The organism is Noviherbaspirillum aridicola, from assembly GCF_019656455.1.
GTDB lineage: Bacteria > Pseudomonadota > Gammaproteobacteria > Burkholderiales > Burkholderiaceae_D > Noviherbaspirillum > Noviherbaspirillum aridicola.
Genome location: NZ_BPMK01000018.1, coordinates 1 through 16,558 on the forward strand (window position 1 = coordinate 1; position 16,558 = coordinate 16,558).

Here is a 16,558-nt window from a genome sequence, read left to right on the forward strand (position 1 = left end):
CTCGCCTTTTTCCACCTCGTCAACTACCGCCAACTTAAAAGCCAGCGTGTAGTCCCGCTGCGTACGCTTGATCCCTCTGTCCATTTGACACCTCCAAAAAAGTGTCAACGCATTTCAGGACGGGTCACAGGCACAAAAAAAGCCGGCATGCGCCGGCTTTTTTGAGGCTGTGTGGATCAGGCCTGCTCGCCAACCACCGAGACGGAAATCTCGGCGACGACGTCGGTGTGCAGCTGGATCGCGATCGGGTATTCGCCGACGGCTTTGAGCGGACCCTGCGGCATGCGAACCTGGGCCTTTTCGACCTTCAGGCCCTGCTGGGCGGTCACTGCCTCGGCGATGTCGGCATTGGTCACCGAGCCGAACAGACGGCCGTCCACGCCGGCCTTCTGGCCGATGCGCACGGTGGCGCCGGACAGCTTCTCGCCTTGCGCCTGGGCTTCGGCCAGCTTCTCAGCTGCCGCCTTTTCCAGTTCAGCGCGCTTGGCTTCGAACTCGGCCACGGCTGCGCTGGTCGCGCGGCGTGCCTTGCGCTGGGGGATCAGGAAGTTGCGGGCAAAGCCGTCCTTGACCTTGACCACGTCACCGAGGTTGCCCAGGTTGACGACTTTTTCCAACAGAATGACTTGCATGTTTTTCTCCTATTCTTCGTCGTCGATTACGCGTTGTGCAGATCGGTGTACGGCAGCAGCGCCAGATAGCGCGCGCGCTTGATCGCGGTATCGACCTGGCGCTGATAATGCGCCTTGGTGCCGGTCAGGCGTGCCGGCATGATCTTGCCGTTTTCCTGGACGAAGTCCTTCAGGGTGTCGACGTCCTTGTAGTCGACCTGCTCAACGCCGGCGGCGGTGAAGCGGCAGAATTTCTTGCGCTTGAACAGCGGGTTCTGCTGCTGGCGCTTCTGCTTGAGTTTGCTCTTGTCGAATTTCTTACCAAATGCCATTTTCGGCTCCTGTATCTAGTGATCTGGTGAATACGCCTGGATGTCCGTGATGTGAAAGACCAGGCTTTTGCTGTTGCGGCGTCTCAGCGCGAGGAATCCCGTGAAATTCAGCGTCTTGCCCAGCTCCGCCCGGTTGAACCGCCCCGAGATTTCTCCGGCGGCAATCGCGGCGATTTCGAGCTCGACCCGGCGGGTGATGCCGGCTTCCACCTGGTCCGACGTATGCAGCAGCACTGCGGATACGATCGGGATGCCGGCCGGTGTGTAACGCAGTACGTCGCGTTCCGAGATGGCGGCCGCCAGGCACAGCTGGTTCACATTCCTCCGCTAGAGAATCAGGCTGCGGTGCTTTCGGCGCGCTGGCTCTTGGCCGCGTCTTCCTTCTGCACTGCCTTCATCATCGGCGACGGCGCGGTTTCAGCCTTCTTCATCTTCACGGTGAGGTGGCGCAGCACGGCGTCATTGAAACGGAAGCCGGTCTCGAGCTCGGCCAGCGTGTCGCCGTCGCACTCGATGTTCATGCACACATAGTGCGCCTTGGCCAGCTTCTGGATCATGTAGGCCATCTGGCGACGACCCCAGTCTTCGACACGGTGGATCTTGCCGTTGCGGGCGGTGACGATGCCCTTGTAGCGCTCGATCATCGCGGGCACCTGCTCGCTCTGATCCGGATGGACGATGAATACGATTTCGTAATGACGCATGTAATCTCCTTGTGGACTGAAGACAATGCCCACCCCGGCGTCTGACGGGTGTGGGAAGGGAAAGCCCGCTATGATAACCGGTCGCTGGGATTTACTCAATACATTCAGCAACTTGCGGGCGGTCCGCGACTTTCGGTTGGTCTGCGCTTGCATTCGCGCGCGGCCTGTATAAAAATACAGGCTGTCTTTTTGAACAGCGCGCACGCGCTTCGCCGGGCACGATCATGATCAAACTCACCGCACGCCAGGAACAGATTCTCAACCTGATCAGGGAAGCCATCGAAAACACCGGCTTTCCTCCGACCCGGGCCGAGATCGCCAGCGAGCTCGGTTTCAAGTCCGCCAATGCCGCCGAGGAACATCTGCAGGCGCTGGCGCGCAAGGGCGCAATCGAGATTTCTCCCGGCACCTCCCGCGGCATCCGCCTCAGGGACCATCAGCCCGCAGGGGCGGCACGCCAGATGGCGCTGCCCCACCCGGCGCTGATGCAGCTGCCGCTGATCGGCCGCGTCGCCGCCGGTTCTCCCATCCTTGCCCAGGAACACGTTGAGTCCACCTATCAGGTCGACCCTTCCCTGTTCTCCGCCAAACCCGACTACCTGCTGAAAGTGCGCGGATTGTCGATGCGCGATGTGGGCATCCTCGACGGCGACCTGCTCGCCGTGAAAAAGGCGGACAGCGCGAAGAACGGCCAGATCGTCGTGGCGCGCATAGGCGACGATGTGACGGTCAAGCGCTACCGCAAGAACGGCAACCTGATCGAGCTGCTACCCGAGAACCCGGATTTCCAGCCCATCCAGGTGCAACCGGGACAGGAAGATTTTGCGCTCGAAGGTCTCGCCGTAGGACTGCTGCGCGCCTGGGGCTGAGTAACAGGGGGTTCAGCGCGGCACGGGCAGCGGGTTCGCTGCCCCTCGCTGCCCCTCGCTTTTCCGCCCCCGCCCTCCTCTCGCTGCCGACCCTGCCGGATTTCCCCGCCCGATTTTCCGACGGCTTTCTCCGACCGGCCTCGCCCATCATGCAAGGCATCCTGATGCTGAAGCGGTCCGGATCCCGGTTGCCTACGGCTTCCGTTTGTGCAGGATCTTGTTGGCGATGCCGCGCAGGATGTTGACCTCCTCCTTTTCCAGCTGGCTGCGCGAGAACAGCCGGCGCAGACGCGGCATCAGCTTCTTCGGGTTGTCCGGGTCGAGGAAGTCGATGGCGATCAGCGCCTGCTCCAGGTGCTGGAACATGCCCTCGATCTCCGCCAGCTCCGCGGCCTCGCCCTGGAAACCCACCGGCTGTGAAGGGACCTCGTCTCCGCAGGCCGCCTGCCTCGCCTCCCAGGCAAGCACCTGCACCGCCTGCGCGAGATTCAGCGACGAATAGCCGGGATTGGCGGGAATATTGATCAGCACGTTGCAGCGCGCGATCACCTCGTTCGGCAAGCCATAGCGTTCGCTGCCGAACACCAGGGCGGCGCGCAGCCCGGCGTCCTGCGCCAGCCGGGCCGCGAGGGCGCGGGGCGCGGTCACCGGCGGCGAGAATTCCCGCAGGCGCGCGCTGAGGGCGGCCGCATAGTTGCAGCCTTCTATTGCCTCTTCGAAGCTCGATGCGATGCGCGCCTCCGCCAGCACATCCTGGGCGCCGCTGGCGAAGGCGATCGCCTCCTCGTGGGTCAGCACGTCCGGATAGCGCGGATCGACCAGCACCAGCTGGCGGAAGCCCATGGTTTTGATGGCGCGGGCGGCGGCGCCGACATTGCCCGGATGGCTGGTACCGACCAGGACGAAGCGCAGGCGCTCGAAAAGAGAATTACTGGATTGGGACGGGTTCATTTAAAATAGCGCGATCTGCGGCCCCCCGCGTTGTACGGAAGCCGGCCGCTTCGCTCCTTAATTCGAATCTCATGCGGTTCCGTGCGCGGTGGCGACGGCACCGCCATTCTAACGGAACCATTTATGCATCCCATGCTCAATACGGCCGTCAAGGCCGCGCGGCGCGCTGCGTCCCTCATCAACCGGGCCTCCTTCGATCTCGAACGGGTCCGGGTCACGCAAAAGGGTCAGAACGACTTCGTCACCGAAGTCGACCAGGCCGCGGAGCAGGCGATCATCGAGGTTCTGAAGACCGCCTACCCGGATCACGCGATCCTCGCCGAAGAGTCCGGCCCTTCCGCCGACCTGCATGACGAGAATGAAAACGTCTGGATCATCGATCCGATCGACGGCACCACGAATTTCATCCACGGCTTTCCGCAGTACTGCGTGTCGATCGCGCTTCAGCAGCGCGGCCAGATCACGCAGGCCGTCGTCTACGACCCCACCCGCAACGATCTCTTCACCGCGTCCAAGGGCGCCGGCGCATACCTGAACGAAAAGCGCATTCGCGTCGGACGTCGCGACAAGATGGCCGAGGCGCTGATCGGCACCGGCTTCCCGTTCCGGGACACGGAGGGCCTGGATGAATATATGAAGATGTTCAAGATCATGACCGAGAAATGCGCGGGCCTGCGCCGTCCTGGCGCCGCCGCGCTCGACCTGGCGTATGTCGCCGCGGGCCGTCTCGACGGCTTTTTCGAGAAGGGGCTCAAGCCCTGGGACGCGGCGGCCGGTTCGCTGCTGATCACGGAAGCCGGCGGCATCGTCGGCGACTTCCGGGGCGACTCCGACTACCTTTACAAGGGCAATGTCCTGGCGGGCAGCCCGAAGATCTTCGCCCAGATGGTGAACCTGCTGTCGCCGTTCGCCAAGTAACACCTCCCTCGCATGCGGCCCACGGTGGCCGCTGCATTCTTCCTGCCGCCGTCGCAAGCGCGGGCGGCAGTCAACCGTTTTTCTGAGTATTCATGTCTTTTACCGAACTCGGCCTCGCCGATGAAATCGTTCGCGCTGTCAGCGAACAGGGCTACACGACGCCCACCCCTATCCAGACCCAGGCCATTCCGGCCGTACTGCGCGGCGGCGACCTGCTCGCCGGCGCCCAGACCGGTACCGGAAAAACCGCCGGCTTCACCCTGCCCATCCTGCAGCGGCTCGCCAAGGCCGGCCCGATGCGCCGGCCGAAGTCGGTGCGCGCACTGATCCTGACCCCGACCCGCGAGCTCGCGGCGCAGGTCGAGGAAAGCGTGCGTATCTACGGCAAGTACCTCAGGCTCCGCTCGGCGGTCATCTTCGGCGGCGTGGGCATCAATCCGCAGATCGCGGTGCTGGCGAACGGCCTCGACATCCTGGTGGCCACTCCGGGCCGCCTGCTGGATCACATGCAGCAGGGCACGATCGACCTGACACAGGTCGAGATCCTCGTGCTCGACGAAGCGGACCGCATGCTCGACATGGGCTTCATCCGCGATATCCGCAAGGTGCTCGCCGCGCTGCCGCCGAAGCGTCAGAACCTGCTGTTCTCCGCCACCTTCTCCGACGAGATCAAGGCACTCGCCGACGGCCTGCTCAACAACCCGGAGATGATCGAGGTCGCTCGCCGCAACTCGACGGCGGACGTGATCGCGCAAAAGATCCACCCGGTCGACCGCAACCGCAAGCATCCGCTGCTGAGCCACCTGATCAAGTCCAACAGCTGGACCCAGGTGCTGGTCTTCACCCGCACCAAGCACGGCGCGAACAAGCTGGTCGAACAGCTCGGCAAGGACGGCATCAGCGCGATGGCGATCCACGGCAACAAGAGCCAGTCGGCGCGCACCCGCGCGCTGGCCGAATTCAAGGACGGCCAGCTGCAGGTGCTGGTCGCGACCGACATCGCGGCGCGCGGCATCGACATCGACCAGCTGCCGCACGTGGTGAATTACGACCTGCCGAACGTGCCGGAAGACTATGTGCACCGCATCGGCCGCACCGGCCGCGCGGGTGCCACGGGCGAAGCCGTGTCGCTGGTCTGCGTGGACGAGCACGACATGCTCAAGGGGATAGAGAAGCTGATCAAGCGCTCGCTGCCGCGTGAAGTGGTGCCCGGCTTCGAGCCGGACCCGAACGCCAAGCCGCAGCCGATCCAGCTGCGCAGCGGCGACATGCAGGGCCGCGGGCGCCAGCCCCGCCGCCAGGGCGGCAATGCGCAGGAACCTGCGCAGAACCGCGCGCGCAAGCCAGGCAACGCCGGCGCACCCGCCAAGCCGGCCCCCCAACGCGGCGCCGGACGCAAGCCCTGAGGCATATCATGGCCGGCAACATGCCGGCCATGCCACACCACCTGCCTGCCGCTCGCCCTGGGTATTAAAATGCTGGCTTCGTTCTCGCCCATCGCACCTGAAGAAGAAAGACTGGCATGGCCTCATCGACCGCCCTCACTCCGGATACCGCTGCGGTAGCGCGCATCGAAGAAGCGCTGGAGAAACACACTCCCATGATGCAGCAGTACCTGCGCATCAAGGCCGAGCATCCCGACATGCTGGTGTTCTACCGGATGGGCGACTTCTACGAATTGTTCTTCGAGGATGCGGAGAAGGCCTCGCGCCTGCTCGGCATCACCCTCACCCAGCGCGGCGCCTCGAACGGCAATCCGATCAAGATGGCGGGCGTGCCCTTTCATTCGGCCGAACAGTACCTGGCCAAGCTGATCAGGCTCGGCGAGTCGGTGGCGATCTGCGAGCAGATCGGCGACCCGGCGACGAGCAAGGGGCCGGTGGAACGCAAGGTGGTGCGCGTGGTCACGCCGGGCACGCTGACCGACTCCGATCTGCTGCCGGAAAAATCCGAGCGTCCGCTGCTGGCCGTGCGTCGCACCCTGCAGCGCAAGACGGCGACCATCGGTCTCGCCTGGCTGTCGATGGCCAGCGGCGCGCTGCGCCTGATGGAGTTCTCCACCGACGCCAGGAACGCGGAGCCGCGGCTGCGGCAGGAGCTGGAAAGAATCTCGCCGGCCGAGATCCTGGTCAACGAGGAAAGCGACGCCGCCCAGGCGCCGGGCAAGCTCACCGTGGTGCCCCACTGGCACTTCGACGAGGAAAGCGGATTCAAGGCCCTGATGGCGCAGCTGGGCGTGGCGTCGCTGAGCGGTTTCGGTGCACAGGATTGCAGCGCCGCTCACGGCGCGGCGGGCGCGCTGCTGCGCTATGCCCAGTCCACCCAGGGCCGCGGGCTGCAGCATGTGCGTTCGCTGACGGTGGAATCGGAGAGCGAGTTCATCGGCCTCGACGCGGCCACCCGCCGCAATCTCGAGCTGACCGAAACCCTGCGCGGCGAAGACGGCAGCGGCGCCCCCACCCTGTTCTCGCTGCTGGATCACTGCCGCACCTCGATGGGCTCGCGCCTGCTGCGCCACTGGCTGCATCACGCCAGCCGCAACCAGGACGTCGCGCGCGCCCGGCATGCCGCGCTCAATGCGCTGATGCGCGCGGACGCCGCATCGGGACTTTCCGCCACGCTGGCAGCGGTACCCGACGTTGAGCGCATCACCACCCGCATCGCATTGCTGTCGGCGCGCCCGCGCGATCTCGCCGGACTGCGCGGCGGCCTGCAGCAACTGCCCTCGCTGCGCTCCTATGTGGCCATGTGCAACCGCGACGCCGACGCACCGCTGCTGCGCGAAATCCATGCAGCGCTCGAGACGCCGGCGGAATGCCTCGACCTGCTGGAGCGCGGCATCGCACTGGAGCCCGCCGCCATGGTGCGCGACGGCGGCGTGATCGCGCGCGGCTACGACGCCGAACTGGACGAACTGCGCGGCCTGTCCGAGAACGCGGGCCAGTTCCTGGTCGAACTCGAGGCGCGCGAGCGCAGCCGCACCGGCATCGGTAATCTGCGGGTCGAGTACAACAAGGTGCACGGCTTTTATATCGAAGTCACCCACGGACAGACCGACAAGGTGCCGGAAGACTATCGCCGGCGGCAGACGCTCAAGAACGCGGAGCGCTACATCACGCCAGAGCTGAAGGCTTTCGAGGACAAGGCGTTGTCGGCGCAGGAACGCGCGCTGTCGCGCGAGAAGTACCTGTATGAAAAGCTGCTCACCGAACTCGGTCCGCAGGTCGGCGCCCTGCAGCGCATCGCTCACGCGATCGCACAGCTGGACGTGCTGGTGGCGCTGGCCGATCATGCCTCCCGCAACAACTGGTGCGCGCCGCAGCTGGTCGCCGAGCCCGCCATCATGATCGAACAGGGCCGCCACCCGGTGGTGGAGAAGCAGATCGAACGCTTCATCGCCAACGATTGCGCGCTCGACGGCGACCGCCGCCTGCTGATGATCACCGGCCCCAACATGGGCGGCAAGTCGACCTTCATGCGGCAGGTGGCGCTGATTACCCTGCTTGCCTACGTGGGCAGCTTCGTGCCGGCCGATTCGGCCCGCATCGGCCCGATCGACCGCATCTATACCCGCATAGGCGCCGCCGACGACCTCGCGGGCGGCCGCTCCACTTTCATGGTCGAGATGACCGAGGCGGCCGCCATTCTCAACGGCGCCAGCGAACGCTCGCTCGTGCTGATGGATGAAATCGGACGCGGCACCTCGACCTTCGACGGCCTGGCCCTGGCCTGGGCGATCGCACGGCACCTGATCGACACCACGCGCAGCTTCACGCTGTTCGCCACCCATTATTTCGAGCTGACCCAGCTTCCCGAGACCCATCCCTCGGCCGTCAATGTGCATCTGTCGGCGGTCGAGCACAAGGACAGCATCGTCTTCCTGCACGCGGTCCAGCAGGGACCGGCCTCGCAGAGCTACGGTCTGCAGGTCGCGCAGCTCGCGGGCGTGCCGCAAAGCGTGATCCGTTCGGCGCGCAAGCATCTCGCCCAGCTGGAGGCGAATTCCCTGCAGCCGACGCCGCAGTTCGACCTGTTTGCCGCACCGCCGCCGGACTGCGACGAGGAAGCGCCGGCGCCGGCCGCCGCCGCCCCGGTGCTCGACCTGCTGGCGGCGACCGACCCCGACTCGCTCACGCCGAGGCAGGCGCTGGAAGTGCTGTACCGGCTCAAGTCGCTGGCGGACGCCGAATGAAACGCGCAGCGGGATTTGCACTCGCGCTCGCGCTGTGGGCGGCCTGGCCGGCCCATGGCGCGGACAACGGCTTCCGCTTCGGCGTGATTGGCCATGGCGGCGGGACGGGTACCGGCGAAAGCGGCCTCGTCCGGGCGCTGGGCGAAGCCGACCAGGAGAACCTCGCCTTCGTCGTCGTCAACGGCATCAAGCAGCCGACCGAGCCCTGCGCCGACAGGCTGTATCAGCGCCGGCTGGAGTTGCTGCAGCAGGCGCAGAACGGGGTCGTGGTATCCCTCGCGTCGAGTGACTGGGCGGAGTGCCGGAACGACGGCAGCAGGCCGACGCCGATCAGCCGGCTGACGCGGCTGCGCGAACTGTTTTTCGCCGACGAGTTTTCACTCGGGGCAAGCCGGATTCCGGTGACCCGGCAATCCACCAATCCGCGCTTCCGGAGCTATGTGGAGAACGCGCGCTGGGAGATGGGCGACATGATCTTCGCCACCGTCAACCTCCCGGACAACAACAATCACTATGTGACCGACGCCGGCCGCAACAGCGAATTCGAAGACAGGACGGTGGCCAACCGCGAGTGGCTGCAGCGGGTCTTCGCGCACGCGCGGCAAAAGAAACTGAAAGGCGTGGTGCTGTTCTGCGACGCTAACCCGCTGGCCCAGCCGCGCCAGGTCAGGCGCGACGGCTTTCTCGAGATCCGGCGCCAGCTCAATGCACTGGCCACGGACTTCGATGGCCGCGTGCTCGTGGTGTACGCGGACGCGGGACGGCCGGTATCGAATGCGATCCGCTGGCAAGGCCGGCTGGGCGAACTCAATGCCGGCGCCGGCGTCCTGCACGTGGCCGTCGAGCCGGACGCCCCCTGGCTGCTGCTGTCAACGTCCGAGGCGGGTCAGCAGCGCTGAGTCCGCGGCGGACCGTCGTTACTGCAGCGGCACGCTGCGGAATTCGTCGCCGTCGCCGTCGTCATCGCCGTGATGATGACCATGCGCGCCATGCACGTGTCCGTGCTCGATCTCTTCCTGGCTTGCGCTGCGCACGTCCGTGACGTTGAGCGTGAAGCGAAGCGCCATGCCGGCCAGCGGATGATTCCCGTCCAGCACGACCTTGTCTTCCGCAATATCGGTCACGGTAAAGATCACCGGCTCGTCATCGTCGCCCGCGCCCTCGGGCGTGCCTTCGAACTGCATGCCGAGTTCGATCGGCTCCGGCAGGCGATTGCGCGGCTCGATCTTGATGAGTTCCGGATCGTATTCGCCGAACGCGTCGTCCGGCTCCACCTGTATGGTGGTCTCGTATCCGGGATCCTTGCCGTCGAGGGCTTCCTCGATCTTGGGCAAGGTGTTTTCATAACCGCCGTGCAGGTACACCATAGGCTCGCGGCTCTCCTCGATGAGATTGCCCTGGGCGTCGGACAGTTTGTAGTGCAGCGTCACAACCGTATTCTTGGCAATCTTCATTGCGCTTCCTTTCATGTGGGTGATTGGCCGATTATAGCGGCAGCGGCTGCACGCGATGGACATCTTCGCAAGGACGGAGCGGCCGCATTGATCGATGAAAACTTCGCGTCTGCCGGCCGGATGCGAGCCGATATAATGCGCGCATGAAAAAACTCACCCTGCTTGGCGGCCTCACGCCGCAACAATTCCTGCGCGAATACTGGCACAAGAAACCCTTGCTCATCCGCCAGGCGATCCCCGGATTCAAGCCCTTGTTTTCCCGCGAGCAGCTGGCGGAGATGACGCAGCGGGACGATGTCGAATCGCGCCTCATCACCCATTTCGGCAAACGCTGGCAATTGGTGCGCGGCCCGCTGGAAACGGTTCCCCCTTTCACCCGCAAACCCTGGACCATGCTGGTGCAGGGCGTGAACCTCCATGACGACGCGGCCGATGCATTGATGCAGCAGTTCCGCTTCATCCCGGACGCGCGTCTCGACGACCTGATGATCAGTTATGCGACCGACGGCGGCGGCGTCGGCCCCCACTTCGACTCCTACGATGTCTTCTTGCTGCAGGCGCACGGGCAACGCCGCTGGCGCATCGGCCCGCAAAAAGACCTGAGCCTGGTCGAAGGCCTGCCGCTGAAGATCCTCAAGCATTTCGAGCCCGAGCAGGAGTATGTGCTGGAGCCCGGCGACATGCTTTACCTGCCGCCGCACTATGCGCACGACGGCATCGCGGTCGGCGAGTGCATGACCTACTCGATCGGCTTCCGCACGCCGCATTTCCAGGAGCTCGGGGAAGCCTTCCTTCAGTTCATGGCGGAATCCATCGAGCTCGATGGTCGCTATGCGGATCCCGATCTGGCGCCAACGACGCGCCCCGCCGAAATCAGCAACGCGATGCTGGACCAGGTGAGCGAGCAGATCGCGCGCATCCGCTTCGAGCGGGACGACATCGCCATCTTCCTCGGCGAATACCTGTCGGAGCCCAAGCCGACCGTTTTCTTCGACCCGCCCGCGCGTGCGATGAGCCGGGACCGGTTCCTGGCCGCAGCGGCCAAGCGCGGCATCAGGCTGTCGCGCAAGACGCGCATGCTGTACCGCGGCCGCCAGCTCTTCATCAATGGCGAATCCTTTACGATGGGGCGCGCCGACCGGGCGGCATTGATCGCCCTTGCCGATCAGCGCCGGCTCGACCCGCAGGCCATGCAATCCGCTTCTGAGGATGTGCGGGATGCGCTGTATACCTGGTATCAGGATGGATGGCTGATGCCGGCGTAGGAGAAAAACCGTCGGTCGAATGCTTACAAATGCCTTACTTCGTGGCGCCGGGGCTGCATCCTTTCAATGAAATGTAGCTATAATTGCGGGCTAGGAAGTTTTCCTGTTCGTCATGCGAATGTCGCGCTGGAGAACGCCTACCGAGCGATAATTACCGGTAATTATTCATCGCAAAAACCTATAACTTTGAAGGGAAATCCCATGAAAAAGACTCTGTTGATCGCCTCGCTCCTCGCTGTTGCCCTGGCCGCTTGCGGCAAGAAGGAAGAAGCTGCTCCGGCCGCTGCTCCCGCTGCTGAAGCACCCGCTGCCGCTCCGGCTGCTCCCGCTGCTCCGGCTGCTGAAGCTCCGGCTGCCGCTCCGGCTGCTCCGGCTGCTGACAGCAACGCTGCTGCTCCGGCCGCTCCGGCTGCTGACAGCAACGCTGCCGCTCCGGCTGCCCCGGCTGCTCCGGCTGCAGAAGCTCCCGCACAGAAGTAATTTCGACTGCGAAAAAAAACCGACCTTCGGGTCGGTTTTTTTTTGCCCATGACGTTCAGATCGCCAGGTCTATCCAGTCGAAGCCCTGCTGCTGGCAGGCGATTGCAATCTCCACCTCATCCACGCCTGGCACTGCCTGCAATGCGGCCAGAGCAAGTTCAGGCGTATTGTTCTGCTGACTGAGATGAGCGCCGACGACGATGCGCAGCCGTGAACGATCGATGGCCGCGAGGATCTCGGCCGACGACGCGTTCGACAGATGGCCGAACGGCCCGCCGATGCGCCGGCGCAGTGAGGGCGGATAGGTGGAATTGGCCAGCATTTCGCGGTCATGATTGCACTCGAGGACCAGCCCGTCACAGGCGCCGAGCATCTCGATCAGATGCGGCGTCGGCTGCCCCGCATCGGTCAGCACGCCAAGCCGCCGTGCTCCGTCGCTGGCGACATACTGGACCGGCTCGCGCGCATCGTGGGGCACGGTGTACGGCGTGAGTTCGAGGCCGCCGATGGAGAAGCTCTCGCTGTCCCGGCACAGCATCACCTCCACGCCGTCGCAGTCCCCGCGCACCGCCTGCAGCGTGCCCCAGGTCAGCCAGACGGGTATGCGGTGGCGGCGCGCGAAGCGGAATACGCCTCCCACATGGTCGGTATGCTCATGCGTGACGATGATGCCGTCGATATCGCCTGGTGTCAGGCCGACGCGCTGCAGACGCCGCTCGGTCTCCCTGATCGCGAAACCGCAATCGAGCATGACCGTGGTGCGGGATTGATCGGCAGCGGCGGAGATGAGCAGGGAATTGCCCTCGCTGCCGCTGCCCAGACTGGCAAACTTCAATAGATGGGATGCTTACTTGAGCTGATCGTTGAGCAGCGTGAGGATGCGGTTGGCCGTCTGCGAACTGTCAGGCGCGCCGTCCTTGTTCAGCACCGCCACCTGGCTGGTGCTGCCCGCGCCCTTCACCGATACCTGGTAGCGTGCGGCGGTCCTGGCCTTGTCCTTGTCCGAGCCGAAGCTGAACAGGCGCGACAGGAAGCCCTTGTCGGATGCCTTGTCCTTGTCCTGCTCCGGGTCGACATAGCGCACATAGTACAGGCCCTGGCTGCGGTCGCGGTCTTCCACCGTGAAGCCGACGCGGTCCAGTGCAAGGCCGACGCGACGCCATGCGCGCTCGAAGCCTTCATCCACTTCGACGTAGCCGGCGGCGCCGGACTTGACGAGCTTGGCGCGAATCGGCTGCAGGCCGGCATTGGCGACCACCGCCTTCGCCTTGGTGGATTCGGCGCCCAGACGCGTCATCAGGCGCGAGAGGAATTCGGCTTCCAGCTCGGGATCGGATTCCCGCGGCGTCCACACGGTGCTGTCCTTCTGCTGGCCGACCAGCACTTCCTGCATGCCGCGATGGCTGATGTAGATCTCCGTGGTGCCGTCCGCGCCGCGCTCGAGGCGGGTGCGGAACTTGTCGCGCTCGCCGGTCGAATACAGGGAATCGAGCGCCTTGCCGAGCGTATTGCGGATGAAGTCCTGCGGGATCTTGGCACGGTTCTCGGCCCAGTCGGTTTCCATCACGCCGGCCTGGGGAGACTCCTGCGTCAGCAGAAAGCCGGAATCCTGCCAGAAATCCTTGAGCTGCGGCCACAGCGCTTCGGGCGCCTGCCTGACCACCAGCCAGCGCTGATTGCCCGCGCGCTCGATGCGCATGTCCGTATTGGCGACGGGAGCGACCACCGAGGTCTGTTCAGGGCGCGCGCTCTGCTGCAGCATGAAGCCGGATGCGGTCGCCTGGCCGCGGTTCGCCTCAGGGATCGCGTACCGGTTCTCGCGCTGCAGCTTGGTCAGATCGGGAGGAATCTCGAGCGAAGGCGCCTTGCCCGCGCTCTTGTACTCGACGCCGCTCGGTTGAAGCATCTCGTTGAGAGAGCCGCTGCATCCGGCGAGGCCGGCGACAGCGAGTGCACAGATGAGCCCACGTTGGGCGGTCCGAAGGTGCTTGCGAGTTGTCATGTCGATGTTCAGAGTGATCTTGAAGGCTTGCGGCGCGAAAATGCGGCGCTTATTGTAATACACCGGATTCGCGCAAGGCCTCGCGCACGGCGCCGTGCCATGCCTCGCCCATGGGCACGAGCGGCAGGCGGATGCCGGCCGGGATCAGTCCCATCTGCTCCAGCGCCCATTTCACCGGCACCGGATTCGGTTCCACGAAGAGCTTGATGTGCAGCGGCAGCAGACGGTTGTTGATGGCGACCGCCTCGGCCACGTTGCCCGCCATCGCGGCGGCGCACAGCTCGTGCATGGCGCGCGGCGCGACGTTGGCGGTGACGGAGATGTTGCCTTTGGCGCCGCAGAACATCAGCGCCATGGCGGTCGCGTCGTCGCCTGAATAGACGGCAAACGAAGACGGTGCCAGGCGGATCAGGTCGCTGCCGCGCGCGATGTTGCCGGTCGCATCCTTGACGCCGACGATGCCGGGCACCCCGGCCAGACGGAGGATGGTCTCATTGGACATGTCGGCCACGGTACGGCCGGGCACGTTGTAGAGGATGACCGGCAGGTCGACCGCTTCCGCGATCTTGCGGAAATGCTGGTACATGCCTTCCTGGGTCGGGCGGTTGTAGTAGGGGACGACCTGCAGCGATGCGTCGGCGCCGACATCCTTGGCGAACTGAGTGAGTTCGATCGCCTCGGCCGTCGAATTGCCGCCGGTGCCGGCGATGATCGGTACGCGCCCTGCCGCGTGTTCCACCGCCACCCTGATCAGCTCGCAATGCTCGTCGACCGACACGGTCGGCGATTCGCCGGTGGTGCCCACGATGACGATGCCGTCGGTGCCTTCTGCGACATGCCAGTCGATCAGCTTGCGCAGGCCCGGCAGATCGAGGCTGCCATCGGCGTGCATGGGAGTCACAATTGCGACAATACTGCCCTGAATCATGATGATGTTAGCGGTAAGGAATGAAAGGGACGATTGTAACGGAACGAAGCTCCCATGGGGCAATCCCGCATGGAATACGGCCTCGGGTCACAGTCGCGCGAGATCCGGCGCAAAACCGGGAGCGCCGGCGCAGATGCGCTGGACCATTGCCGGCTTTGGCACATCAACGCGCCCGTCCTCGTATGCGATGACACGGGCGCCGGCACGATGCGCCTCCGACAGCAGCTCGCCGGGGCGCAGCAGGAAATCGGGACGCGTGGGCTTGCCAAACTGCTCATTACCCGCGGCGAAGGTTTCGTAGATGAGCAGCCCGTCCTGCGCCAGGCTGCGGAACAGATGCGGGAACAGCGGCTTGTGCAGATAGTTGGTGACGACGATGCCGGCGAACCGCCCGGCTTCGAACGGCCAGGGATGGCCTTCCTGCTCGAGGTCCGCCTGCATGACGGTGATGCCGGCGCCGGCGGCGCGCGCCAGCGCGTCGGCATCGCGGTCGACGGCGAGCACCGGGTGGCCGAGCGCCGCCAGCAGGCGCGCGTGACGGCCGCCGCCGCAGGCCAGGTCGAGCACCTCCCCGGCCGGAATCAGGCGGGCGAAGCGCGCGACCCAGTCGGAGGGCCGGTCCAGCGCAGCATGCGGGATACTCATCCGCTCAACGGTAGTTAAGGCCCATCGCGCTGCGCACGTCGACCATGGTCTCCTGCGCCAGCTTGCGCGCGGCGGCGCAGCCGTCTTCGACGATCTCGCGCACCAGCTTCGGGTTGTCGAGATACTGCTGGGCGCGTTCGCGCATCGGTTCCTGTTCCTTCAGCACGCCGTCGACGACCGGCTGCTTGCACTCGATGCAGCCGATGCCCGCGGAGCGGCAGCCCTTGAGCACCCACTCCTTGGTCGGCTCGTCGGAATACACCTTGTGCAGCTGCCATACCGGGCATTTCTCGGGCTCGCCCGGGTCGGTGCGGCGCACGCGGGCCGGATCGGTGGGCATGGTGCGGATCTTCTTGGTCACGCTGTCGCGATCCTCGCGCAGCGCGATGGCATTGCCATAGCTTTTCGACATCTTCTGGCCGTCCAGGCCGGGCAGACGCGAAGCTTCGGTGAGCCTGGCCTGCGGCTCGACCAGGATGATGCGGCCGGTGCCTTCCAGATGGCCCAGCAGGCGTTCGCGGTCTTCCTGCGACAGGCTCTGCGCCTGGTCGAGCAGGGTGCGCGCATAGCCGAGGGCCTCGGCCTTGCCCTGCTCCTGGTATTCGGCGCGCAGCGTGTTGTAGCTGCGGGCGGCCTTGCTGCCGAGCTTCTTGATCGCTTCCTGCACCTTCTGCTCGAAGCCGCGCTCCTTGCCGTACAGGTGATTGAAGCGACGCGCCAGCTCCCGCATCATTTCGATGTGCGGGATCTGGTCTTCACCCACCGGCACCATGCTGGCGCGGTAGATCAGCACGTCGGCCGCCTGCAGCAGCGGATAGCCGAGGAAGCCGTAGGTCGCGAGATCGCGGTCGGCCAGCTTTTCCTGCTGGTCCTTGTAGGTCGGCACCCGCTCCAGCCAGCCGAGCGGCGTCGCCATCGACAGCAGCAGGTGCAGTTCGGCGTGCTCCGGCACCTTGGACTGGATGAAGATGGTCGCCTTGTTGGGGTCGATGCCCGCGGCCAGCCAGTCGATCACCATGTCCCAGGTGCTGGTTTCGATGATGCTGGGATCGTCGTAGTGCGTCGTCAGCGCATGCCAGTCGGCGACGAAGAACAGGCAGGGATGCTCGGACTGCATCCTGATCCAGTTTTTCAGCGCGCCATGGTAATGGCCAAGATGCATCGCCCCCGTCGGGCGCATGCCGGAAACTACACGTTCGGGGTACAT

At 64.9% G+C, this 16,558-nt stretch carries 18 protein-coding genes; 7 read left to right on the top strand and 11 right to left on the bottom strand.

Translation table 11 applies throughout. The features are described 5' to 3' along the window. Positions 1-176: 176 nt before the first annotated feature. From rplI to rpsF, 4 genes are read right to left on the bottom strand one after another with little or no spacing between them, the layout of a single operon-like run. Entirely contained in the window at positions 177-632 is a 456-nt protein-coding gene (gene rplI / locus NCCP691_RS17935; protein ID WP_220809937.1) for a 50S ribosomal protein L9, read from the bottom strand. A gap of 26 nt (positions 633-658) precedes the next feature. Further along, entirely contained in the window at positions 659-943 is a 285-nt protein-coding gene (gene rpsR, locus NCCP691_RS17940) for a 30S ribosomal protein S18 (protein WP_007882558.1), read from the bottom strand. Positions 944-958: 15 nt separating this feature from the next. Further along, positions 959-1,261: a primosomal replication protein N gene (gene priB, locus NCCP691_RS17945; RefSeq protein WP_220809938.1), complete on the bottom strand. Its 303-nt coding sequence runs from the start codon at positions 1,259-1,261 to the stop codon at positions 959-961. Positions 1,262-1,278: 17 nt separating this feature from the next. Next, complete coding sequence (gene rpsF, locus NCCP691_RS17950; RefSeq protein WP_220809939.1) at positions 1,279-1,647, bottom strand: 30S ribosomal protein S6; 369 nt, start codon at positions 1,645-1,647, stop codon at positions 1,279-1,281. A 224-nt stretch (positions 1,648-1,871) separates the two neighbouring features. Between rpsF and lexA the strand changes: the two genes are divergently transcribed. Further along, positions 1,872-2,516 (top strand): transcriptional repressor LexA, encoded by a 645-nt coding sequence (gene lexA, locus NCCP691_RS17955; protein WP_220809940.1) that lies wholly within the window; start codon positions 1,872-1,874, stop codon positions 2,514-2,516. A gap of 192 nt (positions 2,517-2,708) precedes the next feature. Here lexA and NCCP691_RS17960 read toward each other — a convergent pair whose 3' ends face one another. After that, positions 2,709-3,467: an RNA methyltransferase gene (locus NCCP691_RS17960; protein ID WP_220809941.1), complete on the bottom strand. Its 759-nt coding sequence runs from the start codon at positions 3,465-3,467 to the stop codon at positions 2,709-2,711. A 123-nt stretch (positions 3,468-3,590) separates the two neighbouring features. On the opposite strand from NCCP691_RS17960, the gene NCCP691_RS17965 reads away from it, so the two are divergent. From NCCP691_RS17965 to NCCP691_RS17980, 4 genes are all read left to right on the top strand, one after another. Then, positions 3,591-4,385, top strand: coding sequence for an inositol monophosphatase family protein (locus tag NCCP691_RS17965; protein WP_220809942.1), 795 nt, complete (start codon positions 3,591-3,593; stop codon positions 4,383-4,385). Positions 4,386-4,477: 92 nt separating this feature from the next. Then, positions 4,478-5,791: a DEAD/DEAH box helicase gene (locus tag NCCP691_RS17970; RefSeq protein ID WP_220809943.1), complete on the top strand. Its 1,314-nt coding sequence runs from the start codon at positions 4,478-4,480 to the stop codon at positions 5,789-5,791. 116 nt (positions 5,792-5,907) lie between these two features. Next, complete coding sequence (gene mutS, locus NCCP691_RS17975) at positions 5,908-8,577, top strand: DNA mismatch repair protein MutS (RefSeq protein ID WP_220809944.1); 2,670 nt, start codon at positions 5,908-5,910, stop codon at positions 8,575-8,577. Further along, a complete protein-coding gene (locus tag NCCP691_RS17980) occupies positions 8,574-9,476 on the top strand; it encodes a hypothetical protein (RefSeq protein WP_220809945.1) in 903 nt (300 codons plus the stop codon). The genes mutS and NCCP691_RS17980 overlap by 4 nt, the downstream gene beginning before the upstream one ends. A gap of 18 nt (positions 9,477-9,494) precedes the next feature. On the opposite strand, the gene NCCP691_RS17985 is transcribed toward NCCP691_RS17980, so the two are convergent. Continuing rightward, entirely contained in the window at positions 9,495-10,031 is a 537-nt protein-coding gene (locus NCCP691_RS17985) for an FKBP-type peptidyl-prolyl cis-trans isomerase (RefSeq protein ID WP_220809946.1), read from the bottom strand. 143 nt (positions 10,032-10,174) lie between these two features. On the opposite strand from NCCP691_RS17985, the gene NCCP691_RS17990 reads away from it, so the two are divergent. Continuing rightward, positions 10,175-11,296 (top strand): ribosomal protein uL16 3-hydroxylase, encoded by a 1,122-nt coding sequence (locus tag NCCP691_RS17990; RefSeq protein ID WP_220809947.1) that lies wholly within the window; start codon positions 10,175-10,177, stop codon positions 11,294-11,296. Positions 11,297-11,497: 201 nt separating this feature from the next. Then, complete coding sequence (locus NCCP691_RS17995) at positions 11,498-11,776, top strand: hypothetical protein (RefSeq protein WP_238482496.1); 279 nt, start codon at positions 11,498-11,500, stop codon at positions 11,774-11,776. A 55-nt stretch (positions 11,777-11,831) separates the two neighbouring features. Here the strand turns inward: NCCP691_RS17995 and NCCP691_RS18000 are convergent, their stop codons facing one another. The 5 genes from NCCP691_RS18000 to NCCP691_RS18020 form a co-directional block, all read right to left on the bottom strand. Beyond that, positions 11,832-12,611 (bottom strand): MBL fold metallo-hydrolase, encoded by a 780-nt coding sequence (locus tag NCCP691_RS18000; protein ID WP_220809949.1) that lies wholly within the window; start codon positions 12,609-12,611, stop codon positions 11,832-11,834. Positions 12,612-12,623: 12 nt separating this feature from the next. Next, a complete protein-coding gene (bamC, locus tag NCCP691_RS18005) occupies positions 12,624-13,778 on the bottom strand; it encodes an NlpB/DapX family lipoprotein (protein ID WP_220809950.1) in 1,155 nt (384 codons plus the stop codon). A gap of 49 nt (positions 13,779-13,827) precedes the next feature. Beyond that, a complete protein-coding gene (gene dapA, locus NCCP691_RS18010; protein WP_220809951.1) occupies positions 13,828-14,706 on the bottom strand; it encodes a 4-hydroxy-tetrahydrodipicolinate synthase in 879 nt (292 codons plus the stop codon). A gap of 87 nt (positions 14,707-14,793) precedes the next feature. Then, positions 14,794-15,351, bottom strand: a complete 558-nt coding sequence (locus tag NCCP691_RS18015) for a class I SAM-dependent methyltransferase (RefSeq protein ID WP_220809952.1) — start codon at positions 15,349-15,351, stop codon at positions 14,794-14,796. 4 nt (positions 15,352-15,355) lie between these two features. Continuing rightward, positions 15,356-16,558 carry a tryptophan--tRNA ligase gene (locus tag NCCP691_RS18020; RefSeq protein WP_220809953.1) on the bottom strand — a complete coding sequence of 401 codons (1,203 nt, stop codon included), beginning with the start codon at positions 16,556-16,558 and terminating at the stop codon, positions 15,356-15,358.